The organism is Rhizobium oryzihabitans (genome assembly GCF_010669145.1).
GTDB classification, from domain to species: Bacteria; Pseudomonadota; Alphaproteobacteria; order Rhizobiales; family Rhizobiaceae; genus Agrobacterium; species Agrobacterium oryzihabitans.
In genome coordinates this window covers 1,470,693-1,492,273 of record NZ_CP048632.1, presented here as the reverse complement: position 1 = coordinate 1,492,273, position 21,581 = coordinate 1,470,693, and the positions used below count along the sequence as shown (strand labels likewise).

Genomic DNA, 21,581 nt, shown 5'->3' with positions numbered 1-21,581 from the left:
GGTCAAGGAGAAAGCGCCGTAAATGCCCGTCTTTCCCTTGAACGCAGCCTTTCCTGTGGAATCGTTGTCGCCTCTTGTTGTCACGCCACAATCAGACATTATGTTCGCCGCTCCAGATGTGACATCAGAGAACCTCATGACCGCAGATAATGCCCGCCTCGCCACGCTCATCGCCTCCGAAATCAACGCCCGCGCCGATCAGGTAAAGGCGGCAGTGGCATTGCTGGACGAGGGAGCGACCGTGCCCTTCATCGCCCGCTACCGCAAGGAAGTGACCGGCGGCCTCGATGACACCCAGCTCCGAACGCTGGCGGAACGCCTCGTTTATCTGCGCGAACTCAATGCGCGCCGCGCCTCCATCGTCGATACCATCAACGGTCAGGGCAAGATGACGGACGCCCTGATGGTCAAGATCATGCAGGCGGGCACCAAGGCGGAGCTGGAAGACCTCTATCTGCCCTATAAACCGAAGCGCCGCACTCGCGCGGAAATCGCCCGCGAGCGCGGTCTCGGCCCGCTGGCCGAAGCCATCTGGGAAAACCGCACCGCCGATCCGGCAAAACTTGCAGAAGCCTATGTCAAGGGCGAAGTCGCCGATGTTAAGGCGGCGCTTGAAGGTGCGCGCGACATCGTGGCCGAGACGATGACGGAAAACGCCGATCTTCTCGGACGCCTGCGCGATTACATGCGCCAGAACGCCACCTTCCGCGCCAAGGTGGTGGACGGCAAGCAGGCGGCGGGTGAGAAATTCTCCGACTATTTCGATCATTTCGAGCGCTGGTCAACGGTGCCGGGCCACCGGGCGCTGGCCATGCTGCGCGGCTGGAACGAGGAAGTGCTGACATTGACCATCGATGTCGATGCGGATGATCCCTCGCCGGTCAAGCCCGCACAGCGCACCATCGCCGCCGCCTTCGATATCCGCAATGCCGGCCCCGCCGATCAATGGCTGATAGAGGTGGCGGGCTGGACCTGGCGGGTGAAGCTCTCCATGTCGCTGTCGCTCGATCTCATGCGCGAATTGCGCGAGCGTGCGGAAGAAGAAGCGATCAATGTTTTCGCCCGCAATCTCAAGGATCTGCTGCTGGCAGCACCGGCCGGTTCGCGCGCCACCATGGGGCTCGATCCGGGCATCCGCACCGGCGTCAAGGTGGCCGTGGTGGATGGCACCGGCAAGCTCCTGGATACCACAACCGTTTATCCTTTCCAGCCGAGGAACGATGTGCGCGGTGCGCAGGCGGAACTCGCCTTGCTCATCCGCAAGCACAATGTCGAACTCATCGCCATCGGCAACGGCACGGGTAGCCGCGAGACGGAAAAGCTGGTCGCCGACCTTCTGGCGCAGATGCCCGCTTCGGCTTCCGGCGCAAAGCCCACCAAGGTCATCGTTTCGGAGGCTGGCGCATCGGTCTATTCCGCGTCGGAACGGGCGGCAGCGGAGTTCCCCAATCTCGACGTGTCCCTGCGCGGGGCGGTATCCATCGCCCGTCGCCTTCAGGACCCGCTGGCGGAACTGGTGAAGATCGAGCCGAAATCCATCGGCGTCGGGCAATATCAGCACGATGTCGATCAGGGCCGTCTCAGCCGTTCGCTTGATGCGGTCGTTGAAGATGCGGTGAATGCCGTCGGCGTTGATCTCAATACGGCGTCTTCGCCGCTGCTGGCGCGGGTTTCCGGCCTCGGCACCTCGATTGCCGATGCCATCGTTGCGCATCGTGACCAGACCGGCCCCTTTGCCAGCCGCAAGGATTTGCTGAAGGTGCCGCGCCTCGGCCAGCGCACCTTCGAGCAATGCGCGGGCTTCCTGCGCATCCCGAACGGCAAGGAGCCGCTGGATTCTTCCTCGGTCCACCCGGAAGCCTACGGCGTGGCGAAAAAGATCGTCGCCGCCTGCGGCCGCGACCTGCGCACGCTGATGGGTGACAGCGCCACGCTGAAGGCGCTGGACCCGAAACGGTTCATCGACGAGCAGTTCGGTCTGCCGACCGTCAAGGACATCATCGCCGAACTGGAAAAGCCCGGCCGCGACCCGCGCCCGAGCTTCAAGACGGCGACATTTGCCGATGGCGTGGACGAGATCACCGATCTGAAACCGGGCATGCTCCTGGAAGGTACAGTCACCAACGTCGCCGCCTTTGGTGCTTTCGTGGATATCGGCGTGCATCAGGACGGGCTTGTGCATGTGTCGCAGCTGGCCGACCGTTTCGTGAAAGATGCGCATGAGGTGGTCAAGGCGGGCGATGTCGTCAAGGTGCGGGTTGTGGAGGTGGACGTGAAGCGCAAGCGAATCGGCCTCACCATGCGCAAGGACGGCGGGGAGGCCGCGCCCCAGTCAATGCGCGAGAAGGGCAATGCTGGCGCCATGCGGCACGCGACATCCAAACCGAAAGATCGCAACGAAGGGTCGCAAACAGGTGGTGCGCTTGCCGCTGCTCTGGCTGAAGCGATGAAGCGGCGCTGACCCTGGGTTGAAATGTTTTTTTACCAAAAAGCCTCATCGCGACACGCGGTGGGGCTTTTTGCTTGATGAAATCGTTCAATTTTTTTGAAATAAGACTATCTTGAAACTTGTGCCGAAAGGAATACGGTCAGCAAAATTGATAAGTGAGACTTAGCAATTGGGGGTGCCATGGCGTCGTCTCTGCATGTTCTTCTCGAAAAGATAATCAAGGTCGGTGATCTCACCGTCAACAGCCCGGGTGGTAGCCGCATATTTGGCGACGGCACGGGAAAAAAGGTGGTTCTGAATTTCACCGACGAAGCCGCCATGCAGGAGATCGCTGCCGATCCTGCACTCAAACTCGCCGAGATTTATATGGAAGGCCGTATGAAGGTCGTCGAGGGCGATATCTACGACTTTCTGGCGCTCGTCAAAAGCAACACGCTGAGCGAGGCGCTGTCTTTTGGCATGATCTGGCGCGGCATGGCGCGCATCATCGCCGCCCGCATCAGGATGCATCTGCCGGTCAATCACAACAAGAGCAACGTCGCCCACCACTACGATTTGAGCGCCAAGCTGTTCGACCTCTTCCTCGATGAGGACTGGCAATATTCCTGCGCCTATTTCAATCCGCCGGGTATCAGCCTCTATGAAGCGCAGGTCGCCAAGAAACGTCACATCGCTGCCAAGCTGATGACTGAGCCGGGCCAGAGCGTGCTGGAGATCGGCTCCGGCTGGGGCGGCATGGCGATGTATATCGCCGAAAGTGCGGGTGCCGATGTGACCGGCATCACGCTTAGCGAAGAGCAGTTGCGCGTTTCCCGCGATCGGGCGGCAAAACGCGGGCTTGCCGGCAATGTCCGTTTCGAATTGCAGGATTACCGTTACCTGCCGGCCTCAAGGAAATTCGACCGCATCGTCTCGGTTGGCATGTTCGAACATGTGGGGCCGACCCATTATCGCGATTATTTCGACAAGGTGGCGGAGGTGCTGGACGACAGGGGCGTGATGGTGCTGCATTCCATCGGCCAGCCCTATCCGGCGCTGGCGACCAATCCCTTCATCGAAAAATATATTTTCCCCGGTGGCTATATACCCTCGCTTGCCGAGGTTCTGCCGGCGATCCAGAAGTCCGGGCTGCTGGTGAAGGATATCGAAATCCTGCCCATGCACTATGCCCATACGCTCAGGCACTGGCGTGAACGTTTCGTGGCACGCAAGGCCGAAGCGATCGCACTTTACGATGAGCGTTTCTTCCGCATGTGGGAGTTCTATCTGGCGGGGTCGGAAATGGCCTTTACCCACGAAAACTTCCATATTTTCCAGATCCAGCTCGCCAAGGACCGCGATGCCGTTCCGCATAATCGCGACTACATCGCCCGCAACGAGGAGAGGCTTCTGGAGTTCGAAAAGACACGGCCGCCGCTGGAGAAGGTGGCGTTCTGAGGCATTCCTCCGTCATACCGGCCTTGAGCCGGTATCCAGCCAGCCCAAGTCATTGGGCTGAAAAGACTCTTCTCGCCGCGCAGACGCGCGTCGGCTGGATTCCGGCTCAAGGCCGGAATGACGGAAACGAGAGGTTTTCGCGCTCCGATTAACATCCTGATTTAAACTGGACGGCAGTGTCTCAGCGCCGGAGTGAAGATGGACGTTGTCGCCGCATTTCTTCTCACGCTGGTTAATGGAATGGAAAGACAATCCCTCTAATTCTACGGGCACCTGTCTGTATTGCGTTTCTGGGGTTCTTTCATGTTCAAGCCGTCAGCGGCGGTTGCCGCTTGTGTCTTATCGCTTTTTGCCGTCGGCAATGCCCATGCCGAGGGCTGGTTTTCCGGCGACTGGTATCTGAAGCTCGGCGGTGCCGGCTTCACCGCGCCGAAATATCAGGGCGACAACAAGAATGAATTCGGCTTTTCACCCATCATCTCCCTTGGCCGTCAGGGACAGGGCGCGCGTTTCACCTCGCGCAATGACAGCGCCTCGATCTCGCTTCTGGACAATGGTCCGATCAGCATGGGTCTGGCCGGCAAGCTGGTATCCGCGCGTGATGACGGTGATTCCTCCGATCTTAAGGGCATGACCCGCATCAAGCGCGGCGGCGAACTTGGCGGTTTCGCCGAGGCCTATCCGACCGACTGGCTGCGCGTTCGCGGTGAAGTCCGTCAGGGCATCCGCAGCCATAGCGGCGTGGTCGGCGATGTCGCCGTTGATGCCTTCACCGATATCGCCCCCGGCATCCAGATTTCCGCCGGCCCGCGTGCCACATGGGTAAGCAGCAAATATAACGAGCGTTATTACGGCGTAAGCGCCGCACAGACGGCCGCCGGCGCACCATCGCCCTATAGCCCCGGCGGCGGCCTGCATTCCGCCGGTGTCGGCGCAGCCATCACCTGGAAAGTCACGGAGAACGCCGAAGTCGGCTCGTTTGCGGAATATCGCCGTCTCACCGGTGATGCCGCCGACAGCTCGCTGGTGCGCGAGCGTGGTTCGAAGAACCAGTTCATCATCGGCGTTCAGGCAAGCTACAAATTCAATTTCTCGCTGCCCTGAGACAATAAACCGAATGTCTGAGATTGACGGCCCGCAGGAAACCGTTGCGGGCCTTGATGTTTCAGCTAATCCGCGTCCGACGTCATCCTCGGGCTTGACCCGAGGATCCATTGATTTCAAAGGGTTGTGGATCCTCGGGTCAAGCCCGAGGGTGACGGTGGAGAGGTAAGGCGCTTTGCCGGTGGCGTGTTGCAATCCGCCAAAAACCGCACATCTTTGCACTTTGAAAACCGTTCCGATTTGCCCGCCGATGTTGTAGAACATCCGCATGGTTCACCACAGCGATTTGTCAGACCGCGTTTCGGACGCGCCATCCAATAACTGGGTCTATCGGATTTTGCCGAGGCCCCTCTGGCCCTATGCGCAGCTGGCCCGGTGGGATCGCCCCATTGGCTGGCAATTGCTGATGTGGCCCTGTTTCTGGTCCGCAGCCCTTGCTGCCAACGCCGCAGTGGCGAGTGGCGGATTTTCCTGGGGTACGCTCATCTGGCACCTGGCGCTGTTTTTCATCGGATCGGTCGCGATGCGCGGCGCGGGCTGCACCTATAATGATCTCGCCGACCACAAGATCGACATGGCCGTGGCGCGCACCCGTTCCCGTCCCCTGCCGTCCGGCCGCGTGACCCGGTTGCAGGCCAAGGTCTTCATCGTGCTGCAGGCGCTTGCCGGTCTGGTGGTGCTTCTGCAGTTCAACGGTTTCGCGATTGCGACAGGCATATTCTCGCTGATCTTCGTGGCGATTTATCCTTTCGCCAAGCGCTTCACCAACTGGCCGCAATTTTTCCTCGGCCTTGCCTTTTCCTGGGGCGCGCTGATGGGTTGGGCCGGGCAGTTCGGATCGATCGCCTGGCCGGCTGTCCTGCTTTATGTCGGCTCCATCGCCTGGACGATCGGTTATGATACAATCTACGCCCATCAGGACAAGGAAGACGACACTGCGGTCGGCATCGGTTCGACCGCATTGCTGTTTGGAGAGAATACACATCGCTGGCTGGTTTTTCTTTATGGCACAGCCCTTGTCATGATCGCCCTGTCCTTCTGGGGGCGGGTGTTAACGTCATCGCCTATAGCGGCCTTGCTGCTGCCGCCATCATGCTGTTCCGGCAGGTATGGGTGCTCGATATCGATGACGTGGCGCAATGCCTCGTGCTGTTCAAATCCAACAACCGTGTCGGCGTGCTGATTTTCGCGGGCCTCATTCTGCCGCTTCTCTTGGCGTGAGGCTGCGGCAACGCAGGATACAAAAAAGCCCGGCCGCATGGTGCGCGCCGGGCTTTTGTTTGTTTCTGCTGAAGATTATCAGCTGCGGGCGATGATTTCCTTGCCCTCGATCTTCATGCTCATGCCGAGAGAACCGGTGGAGCGGCGAACGAGGAAGCGCGGGCGGCGATCCGCGAAATAGGAATGGCGGCGGCGCGGGCGGCTATTCTTCGTGCGCACCTTGCCGAGATGTTCTTCCAGCGGGCGGGCAACGCCATCGGCTTCCACCATCAGCATGGGAATGCGGTAGGCTTCGGACCAGCTGCGCCAGTCGGCGGCGATGTCGCAGAGATCGTGGGCGACCAGAAGCGGAACGCACAGATCCGGATCGTCGTGGTGCAGCTCCAGCGTCACCGTTACCTGTCCGTCGCCATGGTCGATGGCGCGGGCGGCAACGCCCTTGAAGGCACGGGCTGGCAAAGCGAAGGACAAAGGCAGGCCGGAAGAGGAAAGGACCTTTCGCAGAACGGCGCCCCGTTCGTCGAGCGTCACGGCGATGTCGGTCGCGCCGTTGCCTTTGCCGTAGGTGACCTGTTGCGGAAAACGTGCCGGGTCGAGTCTGAGTGTGGCGACGGCCCAGTCGGGCTTCAGAACGGTCTTGGTCATGTTTATTCTACCCTTGTTTTACCTGAGAGCCGGTTTCCGGTCTTCTCATCGGGACTTTTCGTCCTCTGATGTCAGGGAGAATATCCGCCGTATCTTCGAGACAGCTTAAAAATCGCGGTTAAGAAAACTTTGCATTCCCAAATGGTTAGCAAAACCCACTGTGGCATGGTTTCGCTTAGGTAAAGCAGATTGGGACAATGCGATTTTTATCGCGGCCGAAATTGTGCTCTTTCAAGCTCCGGGCAAGGCGCTTCATGCATAGTCCCGCCAAGGCTTGCCGTGCCTCCGGATGGAGGCGCGATGTATGGATTTAAAACCGGAGCTTTCGGTATCCCAGGGGATGCGCGGCGCTCCAGGGGGCATTCGGATGGTATCGACTTATCTCAGCTACGACCTCATCAACCGTGATATGAAGGCAAGCATTTCGCGCGTGTCGCAGCAGGGAATGATCGAGCGGCAGACGAAATATTACAAGGAGAACATCGGCGATGTGAAAAGCGTCGACGAGTTCCTCAATAACTACCAGCTCTATTCCTACGCCATGGATGCCTTCGGTCTCGGCGAGATGACCTATGCCAAGGCCTTCATGAAAAAGGTGCTGGATAGCGACCTGAACGACCAGAACAGCTTCGCCAACAAGCTGACCGACGAGCGTTATCGCGAGTTCGCCGCCGCCTTCAATTTCACCTCGTCGACGAAGACAGTGCAGACGGAAGCCCAGCTCGACAAGATGATCGGGCTCTACGGCACGTCGATCACCGACATGAATGACAGCCTTGCGGAAGAGACGCGCTATTACAAGGCGATCATCGGCACGGTGACCAATGTGGACCAGCTGCTGCGCAACGACAGAACCCGCGCCTATATTTTTCAGGTCTTCGGCGTCGATGAGAAGACCTATTCTTACGCCCATATCAAGGGTCTGATGACGAGTGATGTTTCCGATCCCGATAGCTACATCAACCAGAAATACGGCGCTGCCTATAATGATGCCGTCGAAAAACTGGCGATGAAGGGCAATATCGAAATGCATGCCCAGGTTACTAGCCGGATTACGGCGATTGACACCGCGCTTGCCGGGACTGGTTTGAGCGACGAGGAGCGCACAAAACTCGAGGCGGAAAAGGTCACCCGGCAGGATCAGTTGACACAGCTTGAAGCCGTGCTGCCGCCAAAGGCCGAGTGGGAAACAAAGCTCGCCGCGATCAAGGCGGAGCAGACGAAGCTGTCGAATACCGTCACGCAATATAATACCATGTCATACATTGCCGCCGCCTTCGAATTCAAGAACGACGGCACAGTGGAGGCCGGCGGCGCCCAGAAGGCCGAGAATGTCAAGATAATGACGGATGCCTATATCAGCAGCGCGCCGCGCGTCACGCCGACCGTCGCCACCCTGAACAGGGATTATTTCGAATCGAAGATCGGCTCGATCAAGACTGTATCGGAACTGACCTCTGATACGCGGCTTCTCAACTATATCAAGGTTGCCTTCGACCTGAACGATGTGACAATTGTGAAGGCGACGATCGAGAACATCCTGATGAGTGATTTGAGCGATCCGAACAACTACATAGCGACCTTCGGCAAGAACGACGCACGCTATATCGCCATGCGAAATGCGTTCAACTTCCAGACAGATGGAACGCTTGCGGCCGGTACGGCGCCGCAGACGACGACACAGACCGCAGCCACCACCAGCGGTTACATGACCCATTACAACGACAAGGACGATGCTGCCGACGAAAAGGCGCTCACGCTGTTCAAGAGCGACATAAGAAGTGTCACTTCCGTCAAGGATTTCCTCGAAAGCAGCGCGGTCTACACCTATGCGCTGAAGGCGGTTGGTCTCGATCCGGCAAAGGTGAACCCTGCAGATATCCGCAAGGTCCTCACCAGCGACCTGCAGGATAAGAAGAGCTTCGTCTATACGCTGAAAGACGAGCGTTACGTCAAGCTGGCGGAGCTTTTCAATTTCGCCTCCGACGGTACGGTAGGCACGCCAGTTCTGGCGCAGTCGGAAATCGAACTGCAAACCATGTCGGCCGACTACATCAAGAAAAAATCGGCTTTCGGCACGGAAAAAGACAAAGAAACGGCCAAGAAAGAAGCGGAATATTTCACGGACGAGATGCAGAAGATCAAGACGCTCAAGGAGTTTCTGGCCAATGACCGCCTGACGAAGTTCGCGATGGAATCACTCGGGATCGATCCAAAAAGCGTGACGAAGGAGCAGCTGGAGAAGATTTTCACCTCGAATCTCGACGACAGTCAGAGCTACGTCAACAAGGAGATGGACCCGGTTTTCCGCCGTCTCGTCACCGCCTTCAATTTCAATACAGACGGCAATATTCTTCATGAGGATCGCAGCCTGATCCAGACGCGGCGCGGCCTTTACGAGACGCTGGACAACTATCTGACCCAGACGCTGGAAACGCAGGCGGGCGAAGAAAATGCCGGTGTGCGTCTGGCGCTTTATTTCCAGCGGATGGCAGCGGGGACGACGTCCTATTATTCCATTCTGGCCGACACGGCGATCCAGAATTTCATCAAGACCACTTTCGGTATTCCTGACGAGCTCGGCAATGCAGGAGTTGATACGCAGGTGACGATGATGAAAAAATATTTCGACATCCAGGATTTTCAGGACCCGGAAAAGGTCAAGAAGCTGATCGCCCGTTTCACCATCATGTATGATAACTCCCAGAACACCACCGATCCGATCATGATGCTGTTCAATGGCAGCGGGTCGGTCGGCATCAGCGGCGACACGCTGCTGGCGGTTGCGTCACTGCGCGCGCGGTAGGCGGGGAAACCGGGGATGTTCCGCGATATAAATCGCTGAGGTTTCCATGCCGTCATCCTCGGGCTAGGCCCGAGGATCCACAAGCCGTGGAGAGAATGGATCCTCGGGTCAAGCCCGAGGATGACGCCGAGTTTGGTGTATCTTTAGTCATTAGCCGAAACCTGCTCCGGCTAACGCATCCGCCTACCAGCCCGGCAGCATATGCCCGGCGCGCAGGCGTGGCATCTTCGGGTAGGTCTTCACATCATTGTCCAGCTCGTCGGTCACGCTCATCGGTGAGATATTGTCGAGGCAGGCGGTGATGTGGTCGGTGATGGCGTTCACCAGCGAGGGCGACAGGCCGGGCCGTTTCATCAGACCGATCTGCACCGGCGGCAGGGGCGGGAATCCGTCCGCGGCGGTCAGAACCTTCATGCCGGTGCGCAGCGCCGATTCCGGCAGTACGGAGACAGCCATGCCCGCCAGCACGGCGGCGGCGACCACGGTGGAAGACCAGCTTGTGAACAGAACCTGATAATCCCGGCCGTCGGCATCAAGCGCCGAGCAGGCAAGCTGGCGCCAGTGACAATCGCGTCGCCCGACCGCCAACGGCACGGGCGCATCGTCCTTCAGCGGATGGTTGGCGGAGGCGACCCAGCAGAGCGGCTCTGTGCGCACGACATCCGAGGAGCGGGCGCGGGGATTATGGGTGACGAGCGCGATATCCAGTTCGCCGCGCGCCATTTTTTCGGCAAGCCCCACCGATGGTTCGCAGACGATGTACAGCTCGACATTTGGGTGGGTTTTGGCAAAACGCCCGATGATCTCCGGCATGTAACGGTCGGCATAGTCGTCAGGCGTGCCGATGCGCAACGTGCCCTCGAGCCTGTTGTCGTCAAAGGCGGCGATCGCCTCGTTGTTGAGGCGAATGATGCGGCGGGCGTAATTCATCAGTTTTTCGCCCTCCGCCGTCAGGCGGTTGCCACGTCCGTCCTTGGCGAAAAGCTGTTTGCCGATGCGCTCTTCAAGCCGCCGCATCTGCATGGAAACGGCGGATTGCGTCTTGAAAACGCGGTCTGCGGCCTTGGTAAAACTACCCGTATCGACGATGGCGATGAAGGTGTGCAGCTGGTCTATGTCGAGAGGTGCGGACATGGATGGTCATCCATCAGAATGATTGATGTCTTACATTAGAAACATTCGTTGGACTGATCAATAGTCTTGCGACATTTTGACATCCAGCAAATCAATCTCAACCCCGGGGCGGACATCGCGTCAGGCCCCCAACCCAAGGCAGCTTCTAGCGCATGGTGCGCCGGGGCGGTGCCGCATCGTGCCGTTACGAAAGGATATGTGTCATGCGCACGGCAGAACGGAGAATGGAACTGGAACTTGCAACCGGCCGGCAGGGCGATACCCTGCGCCGCGTGGTCATTGTCGTTGCTTCCACCGTCAAAACGTTTGTGCAGCGCATTTACAATCGTATCGTCGCCAATGATCTCATGGAGCTCGACGACCGCCTGCTCGCCGATGTCGGGCTGGCGCGATCGGATGTGACGAGCGCGCTCAATACCGGCCTGCTCGAGGATCCGACCACCCATCTGAGCCGCGCCGCACGGCTTCGTGCCGTCAAGCGGTTCGAGACGCTCTAGACCGTCTACACAATTCCAGCAGACCTCCAGCTGCCGGAATTGTTTCTGACGGACAGGTTTTCCCCGCAGGGTGATTTGCCAATAGCCCTGCCTTTGCCCGGTGTCCGGCCCCTCGGCCGCATCGGGCTTTTTTTACCTGCGTGTAGCCTGGGTGGCCACCGTGGCTCACATTTCTCTGAACTGTCCGGCGCGGGGACCGGCCAGAACGACTTCCCAAGCGGATTTGTTGGCGTATTTCTGGCGTGCAAGAAAAGTATAACCGGTGCGGTCCCACGGCTTGATCGAGCCACTCAGATTATCGAGAACATACTCCCCGTCAGACAGGCGAACCAGCAGCACGGCGTGATTGTTGCCGCTGCGATCCAGCACGACGGAAATGGACATTTTATTGGAGGGCAGACCGGCGTCCAGCAAAGCCTTGGTCTTCGCGATGGCATAATCCTCGCAATCGCCGCGCCCGTCTTTCGGCAAGGCCCAGTAGTTGCTGCGACCATAAACGACGGTATCTTCCACTGGCCTGATGGAGCTGTTGACCTTGCGGTTGACCTCAGAAAGCAGTTCGCGCGTCTGATCATCACCCATTTTCGCGCCCCCTTGGAGGAACATAGCCAGCTGTAACGCTGACAGGCGGAGGAAAAGCCGACCGGCGCGGCAATTGAGCGAGTGGCAGAAAGTTCGCTGGCAGAAACCTTTGTGCCAAGCGTCATCGCGCCCAGCAGAGCGAATGCAAGAACATAAATCTTCATGATTATATCAGTTCCTTCGAGGTAGCTGATGATCGTGATGCTGGCTTCATGCCGCCCGATCTCACAGAAGTTAAACATTGACTGAAGATCACCAGATCCCACGCCATGCTCGAACTAAAAAAACACATCCAAAACGCGCTAAAGCTCACCTCATTGCATGATTAGCCCAAAATTTCAAAAAAAAATTAACATCGCCTGTTGGGATGTGTGCCAAATCGGAAAAGAACGCTTAGCCAGCAAAATATTTGGGGGCAGCTGGAGATGAACTCGGCGATCTAAAAAATAATACTTTCAAGCTTAGAAAATCTTAAGTGTAATAGTACTTTCGATAAATGTGATTTTTCTTATAGCTTGAATTGATTACATCTGAAGTACTAATGCAAAATAGTTAGTATATTTCAGTATGTTGCGAATGTGGTTGCATTAATATAAATTAGAGAATGCAGTTATAACTGCCGATAAGGGAGGAAAACCCATGCGCAGTAAGGTAACAACTGTGTTCTCGTGTATTGCAATCTTGCTGTCCAGTACGACACTGGGAACCGCGCAGACGCGTTTGCAGCGATGTGAATTCGTAAGGCCCGGAACTCTTGAGGCTGCGCTCTGTAGGGCGACTGCTTCCATTCCCGGCGTCGATGAAAACGACCACGGCGACAACAATGTTGTAGGAGCGAGCAATCCAGGCAGCGGGCCGTCTAATCCTGGCAGCAGCAACGGACCGAGTGATCCCGGCGGTGGCGGCGGAGGTAACAACCCCGGCGGTGGCGGCGGTGACCACGGTGGCGGTGGCGACCACGGTGGCGGCGGTCACCATGGCGGTGGCGGTGACCATGGCGGCGGAGGCGACCACGGTGGCGGCGGTCACCATGGCGGTGGTGGTGACCACGGCGGTGGCGGTGACCACGGCGGCGGTGGCGATCATGGCGGTGGTGGTGACCATGGCGGTGGCGGCGACCATGGCGGTGGTGGTGACCATGGCGGTGGCGGTGACCATGGCGGTGGCGGTGACCATGGCGGTGGTGGTGACCACGGCGGTGGCGGCGACCACGGCGGTGGTGGTGACCATGGCGGTGGTGGTGACCACGGCGGTGGTGGTAACCATGGCGGTGGTGGCGATCATGATGGCGGTGGCGACCATGGTCGCGGTGGCGATCACGACGGCGGTGGCGACCATGGCCGAGGTGGCGATCACGACGGCGGTGGCGACCATGGCCGCGGTGGCGATCATGACGGCGGTGGCGACCACGATGGCCATCACAATCACGAAAATAATAACGGTAATTAGCAGGTCTGATTGCCGAGACCCAATCACACACTGGCGGTCGGAAGGCCGCCAGTTTTCATATTTTATGGCCGGTGTTTTCCTCAGGGGCCGAGGAGGCGAAACTTAACCAACCCTTTTGATTATAAATGACATTCAGTCCGTCGAGCGAGGATGGCTTTGACGATGGCGGCAAAATCGCACTGGATGGTGAGGAATGGAAGTCCCCGTACATCTGCTTCAGACCAATCAGCCCTGCACACCTTTCTCACGGGCCCTGTGATATTGCGGGTCATTCCCAAACAATCCATCACGCAAGCGCTCATCCCCCTGCGATCCCGGGACGCAAACGTAGAAATATCATTGAAGCTATGCCGGCCGCCTCACGGAGTGGCAGGTGTTGCCAGCCGAGATGACAAGCCGGGACCGCTGTCGCGGCAATGTCAAATCGCAGCGTTTACACCCTGGTGGGCGCTGGGGGCTCGGCCCTAGTACTGATATTCCTCGAACACCGGCAGCACCGATCCACCCCAGCGGCCGTTATAGAGCGACAGCAGGTCGTCGGCGAGCGTTGTCTTCTTGGCAAGCACCTCGTCCAGCGATGACAGGAACACTGTCTCGTCCTGGCCGTCGCCATTCAGCCGGTTGCGGTTTTTGAGACCGGTGCGGGAAATGTCGAGCACCTCGCGGGCAAGGCCGAGAAGCGGCTTGCCGGCAATCTCAGCGCCGAGCCCCCTGGCCGGCACGGCATCGCGGAGCGCGATCACCTCGTCGAAACTCCAGCCGGCCGTCAATGCATCGGCCGCATCAAGCGCTTCCTGATCATAAAGAAGGCCGACCCAGAAGGCGGGCAGGGCGCAGATGCGCCGCCACGGACCGCCATCCGCACCGCGCATTTCAAGAAAACGCTTGAGGCGCACATCCGGAAACAATGTGGAGAGATGGTTCGTCCAGTCGCCCATGGTCGGTTCCCATGCGGCGATTTCGCCCTTCAGCGCGCCGTTCATGAACTGGCGGAAGGTGACATGCGTACAATCATGATATTTGCCGTCGCGCACGATGAAATACATCGGCACATCAAGCGCCCATTCGACGTAGTCCTTGAAGCCGAAATCATCATTGAATGTGAAGGGAAGCACGCCGGAGCGGTTATTGTCGGTGTCGCGCCAGATATCGCCGCGCCAGGACAGAAGGCCGTTCGGCTTTCCCTCGGTAAAGGGCGAGGAGGCGAACAGCGCGGTTGCCAGCGACTGCAGCTTCATGGAAACGCGCATCTTCTGGCGCATATCCGCTTCCGAGGAGAAGTCGAGATTAACCTGGATCGTACAGGTGCGGTACATCATGTCGAGACCCTTGGTCCCAACCTTCGGCATATAACGTGTCATGATCGCATAGCGCGATTTCGGCATATGCGGCGTTTCGTCATAGCTCCACAGCGGGCTTCCGCCGATGCCGAGAAAACGGATGCCCATCGGCTCCGCCACTTCGCGCAGCGTCGCCAGATGCTGGTTGGATTCCTTGCAGGTCTGATGCAGGTTCTCAAGCGGCGCGCCTGATAGTTCGAATTGGCCGCCGGGCTCGATGGAGATGGCGCCCATGCCGTGCTGCTCACCAAGCCCGATGATGTTTTCGCCGTCCATGATCGGTTCCCAGCCGAGCTTTTCCTGCATGCCCTTCAGAAGGGCGGAAATGCTGGCTTCGCCAAAATAGGGAACCGGCCGGTTGCCATCTCGGAAAAACGCGAATTTTTCGTGTTCGGTGCCGATGCGGAAATCGGTTTCAGCTTTGCAACCGCCCGCCAGATAATCTGTAAGCTCCGTGACGGAGGAGAGGGGGGTCTGGTCGGTCGTGTCGCGTGCCATGGCTTACCTTGTTATGACGTCTCTGTTGCGGCGAGGCATATGTTTGGCAGATAGAGCCGGATCGCATCCGGAGGCAAATGAATTTCTTTTAAAGATGCATGAAGCGCAATGGTCCAGCGCATGTAGCGCAAAACTGTGCAGCGGTTTTGCGATAAAGACATGCGCCAAAGAGGTCAGTTCCAGTCGCCGATTGATGCCTGAATGACCGCAAGTGCCGCAACGGCGGCCGTGTCGGCCCTCAGAATACGCGGGCCGAGCGGGATGGGGGTGACGAAGGCGAGGCTGCGCAGGAGCTCCCTTTCCTCTTCGGAAAACCCGCCTTCCGGACCGACCAGCAGGGCGAGCTTGCATTCCCTGACGGATTGCAGAACGGGCAGCGGATTTTGCCCCGCATCGCCCTCGTCGCAATAGATGATACGCCGGTCATGGGGCCAGGTCTCGAGCATATCCTTCAGTTTCACCGGCTCGGCGACATCGGGCAGGGAAAGGATGCCGCATTGCTCGGCGGCCTCGATGGCGTTGGCGCGCAGCTTTTCGGTATTGTGGATCTTGCCCTGCACATGCTGCGTCATCACCGGCTGCAAGAGACCGGCGCCCATCTCGACCGCTTTCTGCACCAGATAATCCATCCGCCCGACTTTCAGTGGCGCAAACAGATAGTGCAGATCCGCTGCCGGCGGTTGCGGCCGCGTCTGCTCTACGGGAATGAGGGTGATCTTCTTGCGGCTCGGGAAGGAGAGCCTGGCCTTCCATTCGCCGTCTCGGCCGTTGAACAGCAGGATTTCCGCGCCGTCGCTCATGCGCAGCACATTGGCGAGATAGTTGAACTGTTCGGTCGTCGCTTCCTGTGTCACCCCCGCTTCAAGCGGGGTTTCGACGAACAGGCGTTGCATCCGGAAATTTGCGCGCATGGGACTTTTCGGTTTCAGCGTCAGAGAAAGAGGAAGGACATCAGCCAATAGAGCAGCGCCGCAAGCGTAGCACTCGCGGGAACGGTTACCAGCCAGGCGGCGATGATTGTCATGAAGTGGGAGCGCCGGACGAGATAACGGCGGCGCACCTCGGAGGGGTTCTCCGCATACCTGTCAGCCCGGCGGATTGCGCCGTCACCCGCCTGCACGAGTTCCTGCCGCCGTCGCGATGCCTGCGTGTACCATTCACGGAAGAAGCCGACGCCGAACACCGCGCCGATCGCCGTATGGGTGGTGCTGACCGGCAGGCCGAAGCGCGAGGCCACAAGAACGGTAAGCGCTGTCGCCACGGAAACGCAAAACGCCCGCATGGGGTTGAGCTTTGTGATCTGCTCACCCACGAGGCGAATGAGGCGCGGGCCATAAAGCAGAATACCGCAGGAAAGCCCGAAAGCACCGACCAGCATCACCCATAGAGGTGCGCGGGCGGAGGTCTGCACCGCCTCGTCATGCAATGCCCGAACAATCGCCACCACCGGGCCGATGGCGTTCGAAACGTCATTTGCCCCGTGTGCGAAGGACATCAATCCGGCAGCAAGAACGAGCGGCCACTGGAACAGGATGCGAAGCGACTGGTTGCGGTTCTCCAATCCTTCCGATTGTTTGCGGATGATCGGCACGCAGAGCCGCCAGGCGATGAGCCCGGTCACGAGGCCTATGACGCTGGCATGGCCAAGCGACACATGCATGAGCTGCCGCAACCCGACCCAGATGAGATAGGCGGCGAAAACCCCGGCCATCAAGCCGATGAGGACAGGCACCCAAAGCCGCGCGGATTCAATCTTGTCTTCGCGGTAGATGATGAATTCCTTGATGAAGGCAAGGATGACGATGGCGATGGCGGCACTGATGAAAGGCGCCAGAACCCACGCGAAAGCGATACTGCCGAGCGACAGCCAGTCGACCGCCCCGATGCCATAGGCTGCCATGCCCGCGCCAGCAACGCCACCGACCACCGTGTGGGTGGTGGAAATCGGCGCTTTCGTCCAGGTCGAGATATTGACGAGGAGGCCGGCGGCAAGAAGCGCCGACAACATCGCCCAGGAAAACACGGTCCGGTCCGGGATGGTCTGGATATTGATGATGCCGCTGGAAATGGTCTCGACGACATTGCCGCCGGTGATCAAGGCACCCGCAATCTCGCAGATGGCGGCAATGATGAGCGCCGCCGCAAGCGGCATCGCCTTGGCGCCGACCGCCGGGCCGACGTTATTCGTCACGTCATTCGCGCCAATGTTGATCGCCATATAGGCGCCGATGGCGACGGCCGCGATGATGATGACGGCGCCCGAGGTGCCGGTGACGAAGACGCCGGCAAATATGGCCGCCAGGACAACGAACATGAACCCCGCGCCAAGGCCGGCAAGCTGCTGCGTGACGTGCAGCGTCGCCTCCTCGACACGGGTGATCTTGTCGAGATCCTTGTCGAGCGTGGGCTTCATATTGGGTGGCGGCTTCATTGCCATTCAGACCTCGTTTGCCAGCATTCCTTTTCGTCCGGCAGTCTCGCGGGCTGAAGGCAATTTACAGAAAGACTGTTACATCTCGCACATCTTTCCAAAATGAAAGACGGTAAAAGCCATGTTGGAAAAACAAACTGCAAATTGCCACTATTCGCGCGGGCGCGCTATTTCGAAAGCGCCATTCGCTTGTCGAAAGTGAGCATCAGAGCTTTCAGTTCCGGCTCATTGACCCGTTTGGCCGCCTCCTGCGGGCTGACCCATTCCAGACGCCGGGAGTCTTTCTCAGGAAAGCTGTCCTGAAGCTCCGATACTTCGAGCAGATGCACCTGAACCCTGCACAGAACATTGATGCCGCTGTTCAGCTTTTTCTCATATTCATAAAAACCGAAGGGCGCTTTCTCGACCGTGCCTTTGACACCGGCTTCCTCATAGGCTTCCTGCTCGGCAACCGCATGGGCCTTCTTGCCGCCCATCGGCCAGCCTTTCGGAATGACCCACCGGCCCGTATCCCGGCTGGTGAGCAGCAGAACTTCAGGTTCCGGATTTTTTTTGGACAATCGATAGCACAGCGCCGCATATTGCTGTCGCGGCGGTCTGCGCAACATCAAGCCAACATCTGTCGCCAATCGATTCAAAATCTTCAATCCGAATAAGTCCTTATTTTTCGTCGGTCATAGTTGCTAATATAGATATCCCGCATGCGCCGCCAATCCCCCATCACCCTTAACCCACTACTGTCTTCACGCTGATGAAGCCTTTGGGCAAAATCGATGCAGCAGGTTTGCGAACAGGGGTTTTGCCCGGTGCTTTCCGGGCAATCAGCCGATTGCGGTAATACCGTATCTGTCTGTTTTCAGGCCATTCGGCACGCTGCTATGAGTTGGCGCCGGAATTGCGTTGACCGGGGTGCAGTCCCCAATGCCGGAGACCTTCGATCACACCGTTTGCTTCCGTCGCGCTGGAGAGGAAAAAACGGCTGTCTTGATCTGCCAGCGAGACAAGCTCCGGCAGGGCATTACCCACGATCACGCCGCGAACGCCGTTCAATTCGAACATCGCCCGATCATTGCCAGTATCGCCCGCCACGACTGATTCGTCGAGGCCGATGCGCAGTTGTCCACATAACCATGCCAATGCCGCGCCCTTGTCGGCGGCCTTCGGCAATATGTCGAGGTCACGATTGCTGGAATAGACGATGCGCGCATCGATACCCGCGGTCAGGAGTGCGGCTTCGACATCGCCAAGCGCCCTTTCATCCGCGTCATGCAGGAACCAGCTGGACTTGAGGCCATGCTGATAGCGTTCCGCCTGCATGGTCACGCCCGGAAGGCCCGCCATGACGTCGGTGATCTTTTGCCGGTCGAAACCCGTGCCGAGCGAATGGGTATAGGCGCTTTCCAGCTCGCTCCGCTCCCTGGCGTGCAGCATGGTGCCCACACCGCCAATGATGTAGTCGGGTTTGGGCAAGGGGGTGTCTTCGATGAGCGCAAGCTGATCGTCGATCAGCCTGCCGCTGTTGAAGACGAGAACCGGGCGAAGATCGTCCGGCACCGATTGCCAGAAATCGCGGAACCGGCGCGTGGCGTCGTTATCGCCGACGACGGTTCCGTCGAGATCGGTGGAGAAAAGGCGAAGCGGTTTCAATCGCCATCGTTCCATGGTTCGGCCCAATCCGCTTCTTCCAGAACCGGCATCATGGTCCGGCCTTCCACAAGCGCCAGCAATTGCTGCGCGATGCCCGTCCAGGTGAAGAGGCTGCGCGCCTTGTGCGCACCCATGCGGGAAAGTCGCCCGTAAAGCCGCTCATGTTTGAACGGCTTCATCATGGTGATACCAAGATCTTCCTTGTCAAAGGGATCTGCGAACAAAGCGTGGCGGCCATAGCTGATCGCCCGGAACAACCCGCCGTGAATGGTCACGACAGTTGGCGTCCCGCTGGCCATGGCCTCAATGGCAGTCATGCCGAAGGGCTCGTAACGGCTGGACAGAACGAACAGGTCCGCCGCCCGGTAAACATCCGGCAGATCCTCATCCGCCACGTAACCGGAAAACGCCACCTTGTCCTCCAGCCCGAGCGATTTCACCCGGTCTTTCAGCTGGTTGAGGATGGTTGTTTCCTGCTCGTCCATGTTTTCACCGCCGACGGCGAGATGCAGGCGCGCTTCCGGCTCACGCTGCGCCAGCACCGAAAAGCCGTCGATCAAGAGGTCGTAACCCTTGTTTGTGGCGAGACGTCCGAGCGCCAGCACCGTCTTTCCCTCGAAGCCGAAACGCTGCCGGATCATCTGGCGCGTCGCATCCGAGACGGGGAAGAAGCGGTTATCGTCATAACCCGGCGGGATCATGTGGATATGCTTGCGCTTCAGGCCGTAGTCCTCGATCAGCACGTCGAGCTGCACCGGCGTCGTCGCGATCACCATGTCGCAGCTGCGATAGATGATGAGTTCGTGCTGGATGCGTTCCCTGAAGTTGAACTCCAGTTCGAACGTATCGGCCTTTTCCGGATAATCGGTTTCCATCTGGCGTTTTTTCCAGAGACCGAGCGAATGTGGCGTGTGCAGATGCGGAATTTTCAGCGCTTCGGACAGCCGCTGTCCGGCCACGCCCGCATCCCAATAGTGGCTGTTGACGAAAGAGTAGTTGAGGTCGTTTTTCTTGATGAAGCGCAGCGCGTTTTCGCACCATTCCATCAGGTGGCGGTGCAGATATTCCTTGGGAATGAAATCGCGGCCGCCGCAGGGAATGCGAACCACGCGGACGCGCTCGTCCACCTCGTCAAATTCCGGCTGGTCTTCGAAGCGGCGGGTATAAAGATCGACAGTGTAACCGAGTTGGCCGAGTTTGCGTGCAAGCTCAAGCACATAAACCACCTGTCCCCCGGTGTCTGCGGCGCCCAGTGGCGGGTGCGCGGCGACATAGCCATGCGTCGATATGAGAGCTATCCTTGGATAGCGTTCAGTTTCGCTCGTGGTTGTCATGGGTCCCATCTTGGTAAATTTTTCCAATTAACTGGAGAAAAAGACCAAAGAGGACAAAAGGTTCCATAAAAACCTGAATAAAAGAGCTGCCGTATTTCGTTTTTCGCCGTTTTCAGGCGTCGCGCTGCTGTTGCCTGAGGCGCGAAATCCGGTCCCATTCCCGCGCCTGATGCGCCTTCGATGTCGTATCCACGATGAAATCGATATGGGCCTCCGCCGCGGCCCTCGCCGCCGCCGGATCGCTGCGTGTGATGGCATCGTGGATGGCGATATGCTGTCGCAGCACCTCGTCATGAGCACCGGCCACGGTGAAGATGAGATGGCGGTTATAAAAGATGTCGTCGCTCAGGAGCCGGTAGCAGGACCGCAATGTGTGCATCAGCACGATATTATGTGCCGCCTCACCGATGGCATTGTGAAATTCCACGTCCCCCGTCAGCTCGTCATCGAAACGGCCAGCCTCATGGGCCTCCCGCATCTTTTCAACGATGGCCGCAAGGTTACGCCTGTCCGGCTCCGTCGCGCGTTTCGCTGCAAGTTCGGCGGTCATGCCTTCAATATAGCGGCGATATTCGAGGAAATCCCGTGTTGCCCGGCTGTGGCGGGTTATCAGCGCACTCAAGGGGTCGGAAAAGACCGGCCCGACAATATCGGCGACATAGGTTCCGCCGCCATGCCGGCTGGTAAGAAGGCCGCGCGTTTCGAGTTCCTTCAGCGCTTCCCGCAGGATCGGCCGTGAGACATCGAGCCGTTGCGCCAGTTCCCGCTCGCCAGGCAACCGGTCGCCGTCACGCAATATGCCGTCGAGGATCAGTTCCTCGAAACGTAAGATCACCTCCTGCGCTGTGCGGCTGTGCTCTATCCGTGCGAACAGCGTTTCATCCATCGCAGCATTCTCCGGTAAAAATCCGCCCTCTGTGTGTGCCCATAGGTGCAATGGAACGCAAATTATCAGCGGAATATCGTACTGGTCAAATATTCTGTCCAGTTCATGCCTTTCACTTGAA

16 protein-coding genes and 1 pseudogene are annotated in these 21,581 nt (G+C 58.5%); 6 read left to right on the top strand and 11 right to left on the bottom strand.

Features of this window, described 5'->3' with window-relative positions; all coding sequences use genetic code 11:
* The first annotated feature begins 136 nt into the window (after positions 1-136).
* The 4 genes and pseudogenes from G3A56_RS07875 to ubiA all read left to right on the top strand — a co-directional run bounded on the left by G3A56_RS07875 (position 137) and on the right by ubiA (position 6,211).
* Positions 137-2,461 (top strand): Tex family protein, encoded by a 2,325-nt coding sequence (locus tag G3A56_RS07875; RefSeq protein ID WP_082183769.1) that lies wholly within the window; start codon positions 137-139, stop codon positions 2,459-2,461.
* A gap of 168 nt (positions 2,462-2,629) precedes the next feature.
* On the top strand, positions 2,630-3,886 hold the full coding sequence (locus G3A56_RS07870) for a cyclopropane fatty acid synthase (protein WP_003494005.1): 1,257 nt from the start codon (positions 2,630-2,632) through the stop codon (positions 3,884-3,886).
* A 303-nt stretch (positions 3,887-4,189) separates the two neighbouring features.
* The gene (locus G3A56_RS07865; protein ID WP_082184596.1) at positions 4,190-4,990 is read left to right on the top strand and encodes a MipA/OmpV family protein; all 801 of its coding nucleotides are present in this window, start codon (positions 4,190-4,192) and stop codon (positions 4,988-4,990) included.
* A 268-nt stretch (positions 4,991-5,258) separates the two neighbouring features.
* A pseudogene (gene ubiA, locus G3A56_RS07860) lies at positions 5,259-6,211 on the top strand (4-hydroxybenzoate octaprenyltransferase).
* Between the two features lie 78 nt (positions 6,212-6,289).
* On the opposite strand, the gene G3A56_RS07855 reads toward ubiA, so the two are convergent.
* A complete protein-coding gene (locus G3A56_RS07855) occupies positions 6,290-6,856 on the bottom strand; it encodes a DUF6101 family protein (RefSeq protein ID WP_003494008.1) in 567 nt (188 codons plus the stop codon).
* Between the two features lie 367 nt (positions 6,857-7,223).
* Between G3A56_RS07855 and G3A56_RS07850 the strand changes: the two genes are divergently transcribed.
* On the top strand, positions 7,224-9,662 hold the full coding sequence (locus tag G3A56_RS07850; protein ID WP_082183772.1) for a DUF1217 domain-containing protein: 2,439 nt from the start codon (positions 7,224-7,226) through the stop codon (positions 9,660-9,662).
* A 183-nt stretch (positions 9,663-9,845) separates the two neighbouring features.
* Here the strand turns inward: G3A56_RS07850 and G3A56_RS07845 are convergent, their stop codons facing one another.
* Positions 9,846-10,796 (bottom strand): LysR substrate-binding domain-containing protein, encoded by a 951-nt coding sequence (locus G3A56_RS07845; RefSeq protein WP_003494010.1) that lies wholly within the window; start codon positions 10,794-10,796, stop codon positions 9,846-9,848.
* Positions 10,797-10,999: 203 nt separating this feature from the next.
* Between G3A56_RS07845 and G3A56_RS07840 the strand changes: the two genes are divergently transcribed.
* On the top strand, positions 11,000-11,293 hold the full coding sequence (locus tag G3A56_RS07840) for a YjiS-like domain-containing protein (RefSeq protein ID WP_035241650.1): 294 nt from the start codon (positions 11,000-11,002) through the stop codon (positions 11,291-11,293).
* A 165-nt stretch (positions 11,294-11,458) separates the two neighbouring features.
* Here G3A56_RS07840 and G3A56_RS28780 read toward each other — a convergent pair whose 3' ends face one another.
* The 9 genes from G3A56_RS28780 to G3A56_RS07795 all read right to left on the bottom strand — a co-directional run bounded on the left by G3A56_RS28780 (position 11,459) and on the right by G3A56_RS07795 (position 21,460).
* Positions 11,459-11,875, bottom strand: coding sequence for a transglutaminase-like cysteine peptidase (locus tag G3A56_RS28780; RefSeq protein WP_246231227.1), 417 nt, complete (start codon positions 11,873-11,875; stop codon positions 11,459-11,461).
* 597 nt (positions 11,876-12,472) lie between these two features.
* Positions 12,473-13,294 (bottom strand): hypothetical protein, encoded by an 822-nt coding sequence (locus G3A56_RS07830; protein WP_164056238.1) that lies wholly within the window; start codon positions 13,292-13,294, stop codon positions 12,473-12,475.
* A 494-nt stretch (positions 13,295-13,788) separates the two neighbouring features.
* Positions 13,789-15,162, bottom strand: a complete 1,374-nt coding sequence (locus tag G3A56_RS07825; RefSeq protein WP_003494015.1) for a glutamate--cysteine ligase — start codon at positions 15,160-15,162, stop codon at positions 13,789-13,791.
* Positions 15,163-15,335: 173 nt separating this feature from the next.
* A complete protein-coding gene (locus G3A56_RS07820) occupies positions 15,336-16,073 on the bottom strand; it encodes a 16S rRNA (uracil(1498)-N(3))-methyltransferase (RefSeq protein WP_164056237.1) in 738 nt (245 codons plus the stop codon).
* 20 nt (positions 16,074-16,093) lie between these two features.
* Positions 16,094-17,599: an inorganic phosphate transporter gene (locus tag G3A56_RS07815; protein WP_082183775.1), complete on the bottom strand. Its 1,506-nt coding sequence runs from the start codon at positions 17,597-17,599 to the stop codon at positions 16,094-16,096.
* Positions 17,600-17,760: 161 nt separating this feature from the next.
* Entirely contained in the window at positions 17,761-18,201 is a 441-nt protein-coding gene (locus tag G3A56_RS07810) for an NUDIX hydrolase (RefSeq protein ID WP_035241653.1), read from the bottom strand.
* Positions 18,202-18,469: 268 nt separating this feature from the next.
* Positions 18,470-19,240, bottom strand: coding sequence for an HAD family hydrolase (locus G3A56_RS07805; RefSeq protein WP_082183776.1), 771 nt, complete (start codon positions 19,238-19,240; stop codon positions 18,470-18,472).
* Positions 19,237-20,583, bottom strand: a complete 1,347-nt coding sequence (locus tag G3A56_RS07800) for a glycosyltransferase family 4 protein (protein WP_164056236.1) — start codon at positions 20,581-20,583, stop codon at positions 19,237-19,239. Before G3A56_RS07800 ends, G3A56_RS07805 begins: the two co-directional genes overlap by 4 nt.
* A 103-nt stretch (positions 20,584-20,686) precedes the next feature.
* Positions 20,687-21,460 (bottom strand): FadR/GntR family transcriptional regulator, encoded by a 774-nt coding sequence (locus G3A56_RS07795; RefSeq protein WP_082183777.1) that lies wholly within the window; start codon positions 21,458-21,460, stop codon positions 20,687-20,689.
* Positions 21,461-21,581 lie beyond the last annotated feature (121 nt).

Coding starts and splice junctions, on each gene's coding strand:
- G3A56_RS07845 (WP_003494010.1), bottom strand. CDS start 10,796: ATGTCCGCACCTCTCGACATAGACCAGCTGCACACCTTCATCGCCATC.
- G3A56_RS07810 (WP_035241653.1), bottom strand. CDS start 18,201: ATGTTGCGCAGACCGCCGCGACAGCAATATGCGGCGCTGTGCTATCGA.
- G3A56_RS07830 (WP_164056238.1), bottom strand. CDS start 13,294: ATGGCCATCGTGGTCGCCACCGCCGTCATGATCGCCACCGCGGCCATG.
- G3A56_RS07870 (WP_003494005.1), top strand. CDS start 2,630: ATGGCGTCGTCTCTGCATGTTCTTCTCGAAAAGATAATCAAGGTCGGT.
- G3A56_RS07865 (WP_082184596.1), top strand. CDS start 4,190: ATGTTCAAGCCGTCAGCGGCGGTTGCCGCTTGTGTCTTATCGCTTTTT.
- G3A56_RS07850 (WP_082183772.1), top strand. CDS start 7,224: ATGGTATCGACTTATCTCAGCTACGACCTCATCAACCGTGATATGAAG.
- G3A56_RS07800 (WP_164056236.1), bottom strand. CDS start 20,583: ATGGGACCCATGACAACCACGAGCGAAACTGAACGCTATCCAAGGATA.
- G3A56_RS07875 (WP_082183769.1), top strand. CDS start 137: ATGACCGCAGATAATGCCCGCCTCGCCACGCTCATCGCCTCCGAAATC.
- G3A56_RS07825 (WP_003494015.1), bottom strand. CDS start 15,162: ATGGCACGCGACACGACCGACCAGACCCCCCTCTCCTCCGTCACGGAG.
- G3A56_RS28780 (WP_246231227.1), bottom strand. CDS start 11,875: ATGGGTGATGATCAGACGCGCGAACTGCTTTCTGAGGTCAACCGCAAG.
- G3A56_RS07855 (WP_003494008.1), bottom strand. CDS start 6,856: ATGACCAAGACCGTTCTGAAGCCCGACTGGGCCGTCGCCACACTCAGA.
- G3A56_RS07820 (WP_164056237.1), bottom strand. CDS start 16,073: ATGCGCGCAAATTTCCGGATGCAACGCCTGTTCGTCGAAACCCCGCTT.
- G3A56_RS07795 (WP_082183777.1), bottom strand. CDS start 21,460: ATGGATGAAACGCTGTTCGCACGGATAGAGCACAGCCGCACAGCGCAG.
- G3A56_RS07840 (WP_035241650.1), top strand. CDS start 11,000: ATGCGCACGGCAGAACGGAGAATGGAACTGGAACTTGCAACCGGCCGG.
- G3A56_RS07815 (WP_082183775.1), bottom strand. CDS start 17,599: ATGGCAATGAAGCCGCCACCCAATATGAAGCCCACGCTCGACAAGGAT.